Consider the following 13,823-nt stretch of genomic DNA (forward strand, 5'->3'; position numbering starts at 1 on the left):
CGGGTCTCAAAGCGACGTCAGGAAACCGTCCAGCGCGCGCTGGAATTTCTGCGGCTGGTCAAGCATCACGAAATGCCGCGAAGGCGAGATCGAGACCACGTTCGCCCGTGGCGCGCCGGCCAGCAGGCTTTCGTAGTACGCGGTCTTCTGCGCCTCGCTCATGGCCATCGGCGGCTGGCTGAAGTCGGGCGCGTTGTAAGGCGAGATCTCCAGGATCGGCACGTTCGCATTTTTCAGCCCCGGGCGGTAATCGGCGACCATGTCCTCGGCCATGTACTGCGCGCTGGCCTTGATGTCGCTGCGCGCATTCATCGGCGCGTAGCGCGCCGCCAATTGCGGATCGATCACCCCGATCTTCTGCATGTAGCCCAGCGACTGCGCCGCAAACTGCTCGGGCGAGAGCGCGGCCATCTGCTGCTGTATCCGCGCCGCCATGGCCTTGCGCTGCTCCCCACCCATCCGCTCCATGCCGGGGAAGATCGGCAGCCCGTCGACCGCCACCACGCCGGAAATCATTTGCGGATGCTCGCCGGCAAAACGCAACGCCAGCGTGCCGCCCAGGCTGTGGCCCACCAGTACCGGCTTGTCGATCTTCCGCTGCTCGATCAACTGCTTCAGCGACGTATCCGCCCGATCGAGCAGGTTGCCGCCGCCGGCCGGGGCCGGCATGCCATCGAACCCGGCCAGCGTCACCGCATACACCACGTGGTCCTTCTGCAACGCCCCGATCGTCTGCCCCCACACCCACGGCCCTCCCTCCAGCCCGGGAATCAGGATCACCGGCCGGCCATGGTCGCCATGACGCTCGACTTTCAGGGTGCCGACCGTGCCGGCGATCGCCGGCGGCCCGGCATACGTGGGGCCATGCCACAGCCATGCCGAGAATCCGAGCAACAGCGTGGCAATCATTCGGTAACCGATCTTGTTCATGGCGATGCCTCCATATATGTCAAGTGAACTTGACACGAGGTTAGAAGCATCGTTGGCGTCATGTCAAGCAGACTTTACATGACGCAACGGTGAGGCGCAGACCATCATTGCCTCATTGCCGGCACGGGCCGATTCCGGCGGGCCCGATGCGGACGCCGCCGCTCAGCGCGACGAGATGTATTTCTCGCGGCGGATCTGCGGCACCGGCAGGCCGAATTCCTTCAGCGCCGCGAAGGCCGCGTCGACCATGTTGGGATTGCCGCAGAGATAGGCGATGTCGCGCTCGGCGCTGGGGCCCAGTTCGGCCAGCACGTTCTGCACGTGGCCGCTGCGGTCGCTGGAACGCGGCACGGCCCGCGCCTCGCGGCTGAGGCAGCCGTGGAACAGGAAGCCCGGGTGCGTCTGCGCGAACGCCTCGAATTGCTCGCCGTAGAGCAGCTCCGCCTCGTTGCGCGCGCCGTACAGCAGCACCACTTCGCGATCCCCGCGGGCCAGCAGCTGTTCGATCTGCGGCAGCATGGCGCGGTACGGCGTGACGCCGGTGCCGGTGGCCAGCAGCAGATAGCGCGGATGCGTGTCGGCAGCCTGCAGGCAGAAGCGGCCATACGGGCCGCTGGCGTCCACGATGCCGCCAATGGGCAACTCGCCCAGCAGCTTGGTGGCGGCGCCGCCTTCCACGTAGCTCACCGCGATCTCGATGCGCGGCACCGGCGAACTGCCGTCGCCCACGCTGGCCACCGAATAGCTGCGCTTGGTGGCCGTGCCGTCGTCGTAGTGGAAATGGATCTGCAGGAACTGGCCGGGCGTGAACGCCAGCGGCTGCCCGTCGACCCGCTCGAACACCAGATGGCGTACGGCGGAGGCCAGCATGTGACTGTCGACGAGGCGGAGCTGGAAGTGATCGGCCATGGTGATTCCGGAAACGATGTGTGCTTCTGGCACGGCCAGACGGCAGGATGTAGCCCGCTATAATAAGCGGCTAGCCTTTTCGGTGCAGCCCATGTCATTGCAGTCTCTTTCTTCCGCACCCGCGCTCGTGGTCGACAACCTGCGCAAGACCTATGGCAACGGCGTGGAAGCGCTGAAGGGCATCAGCCTCACGGTGCAACCGGGCGATTTCTTCGCCCTGCTCGGCCCCAACGGTGCCGGAAAATCCACCTTGATCGGCATTCTTTCCTCGCTGGTCAACTCCACCAGCGGCGACGCCAGGGTGTTCGGCGTGTCGGTCAACAGCGACCGCAGCGAGGCGATGCGGCTGATCGGGCTGGTGCCGCAGGAAATCAACTTCAACCAGTTCGAGAAGCCGTTCGACATCTGCGTCAACGAGGCCGGTTTCTACGGCATCCCGCGCAAGGAGGCCGCCCGTCGCGCGGAGAAATACCTGAAGGAACTGCGCCTGTGGGACAAGGCGCAGATGCAGGCGCGCACGCTGTCCGGCGGCATGAAGCGGCGGCTGATGATCGCCCGCGCGATGATGAACGAGCCGAAGCTGCTGATCCTGGACGAGCCCACCGCGGGCGTGGACATCGAGATCCGCCGCTCGATGTGGCAGTTCGTCAGCGCCATCAACGCGGCCGGCACCACGGTGATCCTCACCACGCATTACCTGGAAGAGGCCGAGTCGCTGTGCCGCAACATCGCGATCATCGACCACGGCAGCATCATCGAGAACACCAGCATGAAGCGACTGCTGGCGACGCTGGACGTGGAGACGTTCGTGCTCGACGTGATCGCCATTCCCGACGAACTGCCGAACCTGCCCAACATCATCCTGCGCCGCCGCGACGAGCACACGCTGGAGGCCGAAATGGCCCGCTCGCACGACCTCAATTCGCTGTTCGCGCAGCTCTCCACGCACGGCATCATGGTGACCTCGATGCGCAACAAGACCAACCGGCTGGAGGAGCTGTTCGTGCGGCTGGTGGAAGGCGGCAGGGAGCAGGCGGCATGAGCGCCGCGCACTGCTCCCTCTCCCCCAACGGCGTTGGGGGAGAGGGCTGGGATGAGGGGGCGCTCTGGCTTTCCGCCCCAACATCAAAAGCGCCCCCTCACCCCAACCCTCTCCCCCGGCTGTGCCGGGGGAGAGGGAGTGACCTCGCGGAGATCCACGCATGAGCAACACCACCGCCAACCTGGTCGCCCTCAACACCCTGGTGCGCCGCGAGATCGTGCGCATCATGCGCATCTGGACGCAGACGCTGATTCCGCCGGCGATCACCATGACGCTGTACTTCGTGATCTTCGGCAAGCTGATCGGCAGCAAGATCGGCACGATCGAAGGCGGCTTCACCTACATGCAGTACATCGTGCCGGGACTGGTGATGATGAGCATCATCACCAACAGCTACGGCAACATCTCCAGCTCGTTCTTCGGCGCCAAGTTCAGCCGCGCGGTGGAGGAAATGCTGGTGTCGCCGATGCCGAACTGGGTGATCCTGCTGGGCTACGTCACCGGCGCGGTGGCGCGCGGGCTGGTGGTGGGCGTGCTGGTGCTGCTGATCGCGCTGTTCTTCACCGACCTGCACGTGATGCATCCGCTGATCACGTTCGCCTCGGTGCTGCTGGGCGCCACGATCTTCTCGCTGGCCGGTTTCGTCAACGCGGTGTACGCCAAGAAATTCGACGACATCGCGCTGGTGCCCACCTTCATCCTGACCCCGCTGACCTACCTGGGCGGCGTGTTCTACTCGGTCAACATGCTGGCCGAACCGTGGCAGGCGATCTCGCGCGCCAACCCGATCCTGTACATGGTCAACGCGTTCCGCTTTGGCGTGCTCGGCATCAGCGACGTGCATCTGGGCGTGGCGTTCGCGGTGATGCTCGGGTTCGTGATCGGACTGTCGGCGCTGGCGCTGCAGTTGCTGAAGCGCGGCGTGGGGCTGAGGTCGTGAGAGGCGGGATTCGCGAGGCGGGATTCGGGATTCGCAAAAGCCGGGAGCTGGCGAGCGCGCGCCTTGCCGAATCCCGAATCCCGAATGCCGAATCCCGGCCCTGACCCATGCGCGTCAACAAATACATCAGCGAAGCCGGCCTCTGTTCGCGCCGCGAAGCGGACGAGATGCTGCTGGCCGGTCGCGTCAGCATCAACGGTGAAACGGTCACGACCGGCGCCAAGGCGCTGGACGGCGACGAGGTGCGCGTCGACGGCGAGATCGTCAAGGCACGCATTCTCGCCGCCACGCCGGCGGCGAAAAAGGCCATCTACATCGCGCTGAACAAGCCGGTCGGCATCACCTGCACCACCGATCAGGGCGTGGACGGCAACATCGTGGATTTCGTGGACCACCCGCAGCGAATCTTTCCGATCGGCCGGCTGGACAAGGATTCCGAGGGGCTGATCCTGCTGACCAGCAACGGTGACATCGTCAACGAGATCCTGCGCTCGGAGAACAACCATGAGAAGGAATATCTGGTCGGCGTGAACAAGGCGGTCACCGACGAATTCCTGGCCGGTATGAGCAAGGGCGTGCGCATCCACAACCAGATGACGAATCCCTGCCGCGTGCGCCGCATCGCCAAATTCGGCTTCTCGATCGTGCTGACCCAGGGCCTGAACCGGCAGATCCGGCTGATGGCCGCCGCGTTCGGCTATCGCGTCACCCAGCTGCGCCGCGTGCGCATCGACAACGTGAAGCTGGCGCACCTGAAACCCGGCCAGTGGCGCAACCTCACCGAGGCGGAACTGAAGGGGCTGCTGCCCGGGCGCACGCAATGGTGATGCCGCGCCTCTCTGTGGGAGCGGCTTCAGCCGCGATGCTTTTCCGGTTGCCCGAAGAGCATCGCGGCTGAAGCCGCTCCTACAGGAGCCTTCAAGCCGCCGGCAGCGTCTGCAGATCCCAGCGCGGGCGCACCTGCACGGTTTCGTCCTGATGCTGGCCGCTGGCCAGGCGGATGGCGCCGGCCAGGGCGATCATGGCGCCGTTGTCGGTGCAGAAATCCAGCCGCGGGAAATACACCTGGAAGCCGTCCTTTTCGCCGGCCTTCGCCAACTCCGCGCGCAGGTGTCGGTTGGCGCCCACACCGCCGGCGATCACCAGCCGCTTGGCGCCGCAGGCTTCCAGCGCGCGGCGGCACTTGATGATCAGCGTGTCGACGATCGCTTCCTGGAAGGCGCGGGCGATGTCGGCGCGGGTCTGCTCGCTCTGGTCCGATTTCTGCCAGGCCAGCAAAACCTGCGTCTTCAGGCCGGAGAAGCTGAAATCCAGCCCCGGTCGATCGGTCATCGGGCGGGAGAAACGGAACGCGCCGGCCGTGCCCTGCTCGGCCAGTCTCGCCAGCGCCGGACCGCCCGGATACGGCAGGCCCATCATCTTGGCGGTCTTGTCGAACGCCTCGCCCGCCGCGTCGTCCAGGGTGTCGCCCAGGATCGTGTACTGGCCGATCGCCTTCACCTCCACCAGCATGGAATGGCCACCGGAAACCAGCAGCGCCACGAACGGCGGCTCCGGCGGGTTCTCCTCCAGCAACGGCGCCAGCAGGTGGCCTTCCATGTGGTGTACGCCGATCGCCGGTACGCCCAGCGCCCAGGCCAGCGCGCGGCCCGCCGAGGCGCCCACCAGCAGCGCGCCGACCAGGCCGGGGCCGGCGGTATACGCCACCCCGCCCAGGTCCTGCACGGTGAGGCCCGCCTGGGCCAGCGCCTCGCGGATCAGCGGCAGCAGCTTGCGCACATGGTCGCGGCTGGCCAGCTCCGGCACCACGCCGCCGTAATCGGCGTGCAGCTTGATCTGGCTGTACAGCGTGTGGGCCAGCAAGCCACGGCCCGGCGCGTCCGGCTCCCAGCGCAGCAGGGCCACGCCGGTCTCGTCGCAGGAGCTTTCGATGCCCAGGATTGGCCGGTTGTTAACCGGCTTTGAAAATTCTCTGATATCCACGGTATAATTCGCGGCTCGCTCTATCCAACAGTCCCGACAGCGGGACAGATTACCACTCGGAGTTTCCATGCCCAACGTAAAAGTTCGCGAGAACGAGCCGTTCGAGATTGCACTGCGTCGTTTCAAGCGTACCTGCGAAAAGGCCGGCGTCCTGGCTGAAACGCGCAAGCGCGAGTTCTACGAAAAGCCCACCCAGGAGCGCAAGCGCAAGCGCGCTGCCGCCGTCAAGCGTCACCTGCGCCGCCTGTCGCGCGACGTGTCGCGCAAAGTCCGCCTGTACTGATTCCTGTCTCGATCCACCGCCCGTCGGTGGATCCCGCACACAGGAAGCGCGGTCGGCGCCAGCTCCTTGACGGGAGCCGCTCGCAGCCACCGCAAGCACTCGGATGCGAATTGGCCGGTGTTGTCCTCGGGGCAACGCCGGCTTCGCCGTTTCCGTAAAATCGTTTTTTCTCCCTTTCCCACGAGGCTTTCGCCATGACGCTCAAGCAGCAGCTTACCGACGACATGAAAACCGCCATGCGCGGCGGCGACAAGCAACGGCTGGGCGTGATCCGGTTGATGCTGGCCGCGATCAAGCAGCGCGAGGTGGATGAGCGCGTGGAACAGACCGACGCCATGGTGCTGGCCACGCTGGAAAAGATGCTGAAGCAGCGTCGCGATTCGGTCAGCCAGTTCGACGCCGCCAACCGCGACGATCTGGCCGCCATCGAGCGCGCCGAGATGGTGGTGATCGAGGCCTACCTGCCAGCCAAGCTGAACGAGGCGGAGATCGACGCACTGATCGAGGCCGCCATCGCCGAAACCGGCGCCAGCTCGCCGCGCGACATGGGCAAGGTGGTGGCGGCGGTGAAGGACAAGGCCGCCGGCCGCGCCGACATGGCCGTGGTGTCCGGCAAGATCAAGGCGCGACTGGCGCCCTGAGCCCGCAGCGGCGCGCCGATGCGCCGCATTCACGCCGATCCCGCTAAAACATGGCGACACCTGCCGGCACACCGCCGCGCGGGATCTCATGGGCGGGAGAAACGCATGCTGAAGTGGGCCATCATTTTCGCCATCGTGTCGCTGATCACCGGCTGGCTGGGTTTTGGCGGCGTCTCCGGCGCCACCGCCACGATCGCCAAGATCCTGTTCGCCTGTTTCGTGATCCTGTTCCTGCTGGCGATACTGGCGGTCATCGGCGTGTTCCACATCCTCTGACCGCGCCATCGCCCTTGTGTGGGAGCGACTTCAGTCGCGATGCTTCTGCTGTGGAGCCCCGGAACAAGAGCATCGCGACTGAAGTCGCTCCCACAAGGGGGATCCGCGCTACGCCGGCGGCAACCGACTAAACTAGGCCGCTTATGCGCGGCCTGATTCCCGACAGCTTCATCGATGAACTGCTTGCCCGCGTCGACATCGTCGACGTGGTCGAGCGGCGGGTGCCGCTGAAGAAAGCCGGTCGCGAATGGACCGCCTGCTGCCCCTTCCACGACGAGCGCACGCCGTCGTTCTACGTCAGCCCGGCCAAGCAGTTCTTCCACTGTTTCGGCTGCGGTGTCAGCGGCAGCGCGATCAAGTTCATCATGGACTTCGACCGCCTGGAATTCCCCGACGCGGTGGAGGAGCTGGCGCAGACGGCAGGCATGACCGTGCCGCGCGAAAGCGGCCGCGACGGCGCCCCGCGCGAGGACAAGACCGATCTCTACAGCCTGCTTGAGGATGCGGCCAGCTGGTACGAGCGCGAACTGCCGCGCCATGCCGACGCCCAGGCGTATTGCAAAAAGCGCGGTCTGGACGCCGACACCATCAAGCGTTTCCGCATCGGTTGGGCGCCCGCCGGCTACGACGGCGTGATGAAGGCGCTGGGCAACAGCACGCGTCGGCGCGACCTGCTCGATCAGGCCGGCATGCTGGCCAGCGGGGATCGCGGCAAGTACGACCGCTTCCGCGAGCGGCTGATGTTCCCGATCCTGGATCGCCGTGGCCGGGTGATCGCGTTTGGCGGACGCGTGGTGCAGGCCGCGCCGGCGTCGGGCCAGGCGCCGCCGAAGTACCTCAACTCGCCCGAGACGCCGCTGTTCCACAAGGGCCGCGAGCTGTTCGCGCTGTGGCAGGTGAAGCAGGCCAACCAGAGCCTGGCGCGTATCGTGGTGGTCGAGGGCTACATGGATGTGATCGCCCTGCACCAGGCCGGGCTGCCGATCGCGGTGGCCACGCTGGGCACCGCCACCACGCCCGACCACACCGAAATCCTGTTCCGCGCCGCGCCCGACGTGGTGTTCTGCTTCGATGGCGACCGCGCCGGCCGCGCCGCCGCGTGGAAGGCGCTGGAAGCGGCGCTGCCGCGGCTGCGTGACGGCCGCCAGGCGTATTTCCTGTTTCTGCCCGACGGCGAGGATCCCGATTCGCTGGTGCGCCAGGAGGGCAAGGACGGCTTCGAGAAGCGCATCAGGGAAGCGATGCCGCTGTCCGATTATTTCTTCAGCGAGCTGTCGCACGACGTGGAGATGGGCAGCCTCGATGGCCGCGCGCGACTGGCCGAGCGGGCGCGCCCGCTGATCGGCAAGCTGCCCGATGGCGCGTTCCGCGACTTGATGGTGCAGGAGTTGGAGAAGCGCAGCGGCGTGGGCGCCAACCTCCCCGCCAGCGCGCTCCATCGCGCCGCGCACCAGCCCACCACGGTGCAGCGCAGCCTTGTGCGCAGCGCCATTTCGCTGCTGCTGACCCAGCCGACACTGGCCGACCGGGTCGACAAGCCCTATCGCTTCCTGCGCCTGGACAAACCCGGCGTGGGTTTGCTGGCCGAGTTGCTGGACCTGGCGCGGGCCCGGCCGGGGATCAATTCGGCGATGCTGGTGGAACATTTCGCCGAGCGGCCCGAATACGCCGCGCTGAAGAAACTGATGGCCACGCTGTCGGTGGGCGAGCCCGAGGCGCAGGCAATGGAGTTCTTCGACGCGCTGACGCGCATGGACGACCAGGCCACCACCCAGCGTCGCGACACGTTGCTGGACAAGAGCCGCAGCGGCGCGCTGGACAGCGCCGAAAAGGCCGAGCTGCGCGAATTGCTGGCCGCACGCGCACGGCCACCCGTGGCATCGACATGACCGTGCTGCACGGCCGCATCCGGGTATACGCACCGCGTCATCGTGCCTCGCCTCCCCTTCCCCGCCGACCGACTGTGGGATCATGCCGGCCCGCGATGCATGTCGCGCATGGCGCGCAAGGATATCGATGGATCTTCTGCAACAACTGATTACGGTGTTTGCCGAGAACGGCTACGTTGCCGTCTTCATCGCGCTGATGATCTGCGGCGCGGGCCTGCCGTTGCCGGAGGACATCACCCTGGTCGCCGGCGGCGTGATCGCCGGGCTGGGCTACGCCAACGTGCATGTGATGTTCGCGCTGACGATGTTCGGCGTGCTGCTGGGCGACGCGGCGATCTTCCTGCTGGGCCATCACTACGGCCCGCGCATGCTGAAGTGGCGCCTGGTGGCGCGCGTGCTGACGCCGGAGCGCTACGCCCGGGTGCAGGAGAAATTCGACCGCTACGGCAACCGCATGCTGTTTTTCGCGCGCTTCCTGCCCGGCATGCGCACCACCGTGTACATCACCGCCGGCACCACGCACCGGGTCTCGTTCTGGCGGTTTCTGCTGATCGACACGCTGGCGGCGCTGATCAGCGTGCCGTTCTGGGTTTACCTCGGCTACATCGGCGCCAACAACCACGAATGGCTGGTGAAGTGGATGCACCGCGGCCAGACCAGCCTGTGGGTGGTGCTCGGCATCCTGCTGGTGGCGCTGCTGGTGCTGTGGTGGCGCCATCGCTGCCGCGCGCGCTGCAACCTGCCTTGATCGCCACCCGCCGCAGGCCGCGTTGCCGCTCGACCGGACGCTGATTCCATGTCGCTGCGACGCCTGCTGCCGGACAACTTCACCCTGGCCTTGCTGGCCACGGTGGTGCTGGCCTCGCTGCTGCCCTGTCGCGGCGAGACGGCGCGGGTGTTCGACCTCATCACCGACGGCGCGATCGCGCTGCTGTTTTTCCTGCATGGCGCCAAGCTGCCGCGCCAGGCGATCGTGCAGGGCGTGACCCACTGGCGACTGCATCTGACCGTGTTCGCCAGCACCTTCGTGCTGTTTCCGCTGCTGGGGCTGGCACTGCAGCCGCTGGGCCATGCGCTGCTGACGCCACAGCTTTATCTCGGCGTGCTGTTTGTCTGCGCGCTGCCGTCCACCGTGCAATCGTCGATTGCCTTCACCTCGATCGCCGGGGGCAATGTGCCGGCAGCGGTGGTCAGCGCCTCGGTGTCCAACCTGATCGGCATCGTGCTGACGCCGCTGCTGGTGGGCCTGCTGCTGGCCAGCCATGGCGGCGGCATGTCGTGGCACGGCGTGCTGGACATCGTGCTGCAGCTGTTGCTGCCGTTCGTGCTGGGCCATGTCGCACGGCGCTGGATCGGCACGTTCGTGGATCGGCACAAGCCGCTGCTGCGGCTCACCGACCAGGGCACGATCCTGCTGGTGGTGTACACCGCGTTCAGCGCCGCCGTGGTGCAGGGCCTGTGGCACGACACGCCGGTCGGCGCGCTGGTTTCCACGCTGGCGCTGAGCGCGTTGCTGCTGGCGCTGGTGATGACCATCGTGACCTGGGCCGCGCGGCGCCTGGGCTTCTCGCGCAGGGACGAGATCGCCATCGTGTTCTGCGGCTCCAAGAAGAGCATGGCCAGCGGCATCCCGATGGCCAAGATCCTGTTCGCCGGCCAGCTCGGCGGCCTTGGCGCGCTGGTGCTGCCGCTGATGATCTTCCACCAGTTGCAGTTGATGGTGTGCGCGGTGGTGGCGCGCAGGTATGCGATGCGGGGCGATCATGCGGATGCCGAAGATCGCCGCGAGGCCGAATGAAGGTGTGGGAGCGACTTCAGTCGCGATGCTTGGCGCGAAGACCGTTCAACGCCTGCAAGAGCATCGCGGCTGAAGCCGCTCCCACAAAAACCCGCTACAGCCACCGGCCATAGCGGCGGATGTAGATCACTTTCACCAGCTGGGTCAGCACGCAGTAACTCGCCAGGGTGAGCGCCAGCCACGCGAAGTAGATCGGCGGCAGCGGCACCATGCCGATCTTCGCGCCCAGCGCGCTGAACGGAATCAGCATGCCGGCGATGATGATGGCGAGGGTCAGCCCAACCACTGGCGCGGCCGCCCTGCTCTGCAGGAAAGGGATGCGGCGGGTGCGGATCATGTGCACGATCAGGGTCTGCGACAGCAGGCCCTCGATGAACCAGCCGGACTGGAACAGCGATTGCTGTGCGGGTGAATTCGCGCCGAAGTAATGCCACATCAGCCAGAACGTGGTGATGTCGAAGATCGAGCTGACCGGCCCCACCCACACCATGAACCGGCCGATGTCGCCGGCATCCCACTGGCGCGGCACGGCCAGGTAATCCTCGTCCATGCGGTCGAACGGGATCGACAGTTGCGAGATGTCGTAGAGCAGGTTCTGCACCAGGATCTGCAGCGGCAGCATCGGCAGGAACGGCAGGAACGCGCTGGCCACCAGCACACTGAACACGTTGCCGAAGTTGGAGCTGGCAGTCATCTTGATGTACTTCATGATGTTGCCGAAGGTGACGCGCCCTTCCAGCACGCCCTCCTCCAGCACCATCAGGTTTTTTTCCAGCAGGATGATGTCGGCCGACTCCTTGGCGATGTCGGTGGCGGTATCCACCGAGATGCCGACGTCGGCATCGTGCAGCGCCGGCGCGTCGTTGATGCCGTCGCCCAGAAACCCCACCGTGTGCCCCAGCCGCTGCAGCGAACGGACCACCCGCGATTTCTGCAGCGGCGACATCTTGGCGAACACGGTGACGCGCGCCACCTGCGCATCCAGCGCCGGGTCATCGAGCGCCTCAATCTCGCTGCCCTGCATCGAGTGGCGGACATCCAGCCCCACCTCGCGGCAGATCTTGCGCGTCACCGCCTCGTTGTCGCCGGTGATCACCTTCACCGCGACGCCGTGCTGGTGCAGCGCGCGGATCGCGGTGGCGGCCGAATCCTTCGGCGGATCGAGGAATGCCAGGCAACCGACGGCGATCAGGCCGCTTTCGTCGGCCACGCTGTAGGGCTGTCCGCGCGCGCCCTGGCGCTGCATGGCCACCACCAGCACGCGCAAGCCGTCCTCGTTGAGGCGGCGGGTCATCGCCTTGATGGCGCGGCGACGGGCGTCGGTCATCGGCGCGATCGCGTCGCCGGTCCGGGCGAAATCGCAGATCGCCAGCATCTCCTCGACCGCGCCCTTGCAGATCAGCAGGTGATCGCCATCGCCTTCGGCCAGCACCACCGACATGCGCCGGCGCTGGAAGTCGAACGGGATTTCGTCGATCACCCGGAAGCGAGCCGCCGCCGTTTCCAGCTCGCGGTGTTCCAGCACCGCCTTGTCCATCAGGTTGCGCAGGCCGGTCTGGAAACGGCTGTTGAGATAGCCGTATTCCAGCGCCTCGCCGGAGGCCTCGCCATCCAGATCAAGGTGGCGTTCCAGCACGATGCGGTCGAGCGTGAGGGTGCCGGTCTTGTCGGTGCACAACACGTCCATCGCGCCGAAGTTCTGGATCGCGTTGAGCCGTTTCACCACCACCTTGCGCCGCGACATCGCCATCGCGCCGCGGGCCAGGTTGGCGGTGACGATCAGCGGCAGCATCTCCGGGGTCAGGCCCACCGCGATCGACAGCGCGAACAGGAACGCCTCGGCCCAGCTGTGCTTGTCCAGCCCGTTGATCAGGAAAACCACCGGCACCATCACCGCCATGAAGCGGATCAGCAGCCAGCTGACCCCGCTCACGCCGCGGTCGAAACTGGTCTGCACGCGCTGGCCGGTCATGCTGTGCGACAGCGATCCCAGATACGTGCGCGGGCCAGTGGCAAGCACCACCGCCACCGCGGTGCCGCTGACCACGTTGGTGCCCATGTAGCAGATCGTGGGCAACTCCAGCGGATCGCCATCCGCCTGGCCTTCGGCCCCAGCGACGGCCGCGGATTTTTCCACCGGCAGCGATTCGCCGGTGAGGATCGCCTGGCTGATGAACAGGTCCTTGGCGCTGAGCAGGCGCACGTCCGCGGGCACCATGTCGCCCGCACCCAGGTGCACGATGTCGCCAGCCACCAGCTCGGCCACCGGTACCTCGATCATCTCGCTGTGGCCGTCGGACGCGCGCCGCGTCACGCTGGCGGTGTTGCGCACCATCGCCTTCAGGCTGTCCGCCGCGCGCGACGAACGGTATTCCTGGCTGAAACTCAGCGCCACGCTGATCGCCACCATCACCGCGATGATCGCCGGCCCGGTCAGGTCCGTGCGATCGGTGAACAGCTGCACGCCGGCCAGCACCAGCAGCACCACGATGAAGGGGTTCTTGAACGCACGCAGCAACTGCCGCGTCCAGTGCGGCGGCTTCTCGTGCGCCACCTCGTTTGGCCCGTCGCGATGCAGCCGCGCCCTGATCCGCGTCTCGTCGAGACCGTCTTGCGTGGTGTCCAGCGCCCGCAGCAATGCATCGACGGGACGAAACGCCTCCGCCGCGGCGCCCGGCCGCGCGCCCTTCTTTTCCGGTCGCGGGATGGTGAAGTTGTTCATCGGTTGCTGCTTTGGATGCGGTGAGGTCGCAGTCGCCACGCGTCATCGCGAATGGACGTATGGACGTCCATTCGTGGAACACGGAAAAGGCCGTGGTAGCGCGCAGCGGTCAAGGCCCGCCTGCCGGGCAGTCGCCCGTCAGTGGCCGAGTGGCGCGAAAGACGGGCCCAGCGCGGGTGGCATCGCCGGCTCGACGGCATGCACGCCATCGGCCACCGGCGCGGCCAGCGGCGGCGGCACGGTCACCACAAAGCTGCGCTCGCGCCGGTCGACGCCAACAGTCAGCCAGGGCCGACCGGCGAGGCGCCGGCGGCAGAATTCACGTATGAGCTTCATGGGCCCATCTCCTCGTAACGGCGCCAGCGGCGTCGTCAGGGGGAGGGCCGGACTTCCCTAGCGGAAAGCACCAA

14 protein-coding genes are annotated in these 13,823 nt (G+C 66.5%); 9 read left to right on the top strand and 5 right to left on the bottom strand.

Going from position 1 to position 13,823, the window contains the following annotated elements; translation table 11 throughout:
- Window positions 1–6 precede the first annotated feature (6 nt).
- Both UU9_RS10000 and UU9_RS10005 read right to left on the bottom strand, forming a co-directional pair.
- Window positions 7–930: an alpha/beta fold hydrolase gene (locus UU9_RS10000; protein ID WP_007081633.1), complete on the bottom strand. Its 924-nt coding sequence runs from the start codon at window positions 928–930 to the stop codon at window positions 7–9.
- 162 nt (window positions 931–1,092) lie between these two features.
- Window positions 1,093–1,839 (bottom strand): ferredoxin--NADP reductase, encoded by a 747-nt coding sequence (locus UU9_RS10005; protein ID WP_007081634.1) that lies wholly within the window; start codon window positions 1,837–1,839, stop codon window positions 1,093–1,095.
- Window positions 1,840–1,930: 91 nt separating this feature from the next.
- Here UU9_RS10005 and UU9_RS10010 point away from each other — a divergent pair, with 91 nt between their 5' ends.
- The 3 genes from UU9_RS10010 to UU9_RS10020 all read left to right on the top strand — a co-directional run bounded on the left by UU9_RS10010 (window position 1,931) and on the right by UU9_RS10020 (window position 4,648).
- Window positions 1,931–2,881, top strand: coding sequence for an ABC transporter ATP-binding protein (locus tag UU9_RS10010; protein WP_040670736.1), 951 nt, complete (start codon window positions 1,931–1,933; stop codon window positions 2,879–2,881).
- A 160-nt stretch (window positions 2,882–3,041) separates the two neighbouring features.
- Window positions 3,042–3,821, top strand: a complete 780-nt coding sequence (locus UU9_RS10015; protein WP_007081636.1) for an ABC transporter permease — start codon at window positions 3,042–3,044, stop codon at window positions 3,819–3,821.
- Window positions 3,822–3,928: 107 nt separating this feature from the next.
- Window positions 3,929–4,648, top strand: coding sequence for a pseudouridine synthase (locus tag UU9_RS10020; protein ID WP_007081637.1), 720 nt, complete (start codon window positions 3,929–3,931; stop codon window positions 4,646–4,648).
- 91 nt (window positions 4,649–4,739) lie between these two features.
- Here the strand turns inward: UU9_RS10020 and tsaD are convergent, their stop codons facing one another.
- Window positions 4,740–5,804, bottom strand: coding sequence for a tRNA (adenosine(37)-N6)-threonylcarbamoyltransferase complex transferase subunit TsaD (gene tsaD / locus UU9_RS10025; RefSeq protein WP_007081638.1), 1,065 nt, complete (start codon window positions 5,802–5,804; stop codon window positions 4,740–4,742).
- A gap of 67 nt (window positions 5,805–5,871) precedes the next feature.
- Here tsaD and rpsU point away from each other — a divergent pair, with 67 nt between their 5' ends.
- The 6 genes from rpsU to UU9_RS10055 all read left to right on the top strand — a co-directional run bounded on the left by rpsU (window position 5,872) and on the right by UU9_RS10055 (window position 10,691).
- The gene (gene rpsU, locus UU9_RS10030; protein WP_007081639.1) at window positions 5,872–6,087 is read left to right on the top strand and encodes a 30S ribosomal protein S21; all 216 of its coding nucleotides are present in this window, start codon (window positions 5,872–5,874) and stop codon (window positions 6,085–6,087) included.
- Window positions 6,088–6,281: 194 nt separating this feature from the next.
- Complete coding sequence (locus UU9_RS10035) at window positions 6,282–6,728, top strand: GatB/YqeY domain-containing protein (protein ID WP_007081640.1); 447 nt, start codon at window positions 6,282–6,284, stop codon at window positions 6,726–6,728.
- A gap of 105 nt (window positions 6,729–6,833) precedes the next feature.
- On the top strand, window positions 6,834–7,004 hold the full coding sequence (locus UU9_RS17540) for a DUF1328 domain-containing protein (RefSeq protein WP_007081641.1): 171 nt from the start codon (window positions 6,834–6,836) through the stop codon (window positions 7,002–7,004).
- Between the two features lie 143 nt (window positions 7,005–7,147).
- Window positions 7,148–8,893: a DNA primase gene (gene dnaG / locus UU9_RS10045; protein ID WP_007081642.1), complete on the top strand. Its 1,746-nt coding sequence runs from the start codon at window positions 7,148–7,150 to the stop codon at window positions 8,891–8,893.
- Between the two features lie 127 nt (window positions 8,894–9,020).
- Entirely contained in the window at window positions 9,021–9,641 is a 621-nt protein-coding gene (locus UU9_RS10050; protein WP_007081643.1) for a DedA family protein, read from the top strand.
- A gap of 48 nt (window positions 9,642–9,689) precedes the next feature.
- The gene (locus UU9_RS10055) at window positions 9,690–10,691 is read left to right on the top strand and encodes a bile acid:sodium symporter family protein (RefSeq protein ID WP_007081644.1); all 1,002 of its coding nucleotides are present in this window, start codon (window positions 9,690–9,692) and stop codon (window positions 10,689–10,691) included.
- Between the two features lie 94 nt (window positions 10,692–10,785).
- On the opposite strand, the gene mgtA is transcribed toward UU9_RS10055, so the two are convergent.
- Together mgtA and UU9_RS10065 are read right to left on the bottom strand one after the other, a co-directional pair.
- On the bottom strand, window positions 10,786–13,413 hold the full coding sequence (mgtA, locus tag UU9_RS10060; RefSeq protein WP_007081645.1) for a magnesium-translocating P-type ATPase: 2,628 nt from the start codon (window positions 13,411–13,413) through the stop codon (window positions 10,786–10,788).
- Between the two features lie 138 nt (window positions 13,414–13,551).
- A complete protein-coding gene (locus UU9_RS10065) occupies window positions 13,552–13,749 on the bottom strand; it encodes a hypothetical protein (protein ID WP_007081646.1) in 198 nt (65 codons plus the stop codon).
- Between the last annotated feature and the right edge of the window lie 74 nt (window positions 13,750–13,823).

The sequence above is a fragment of the Rhodanobacter fulvus Jip2 genome, from assembly GCF_000264315.1.
GTDB lineage: Bacteria > Pseudomonadota > Gammaproteobacteria > Xanthomonadales > Rhodanobacteraceae > Rhodanobacter > Rhodanobacter fulvus.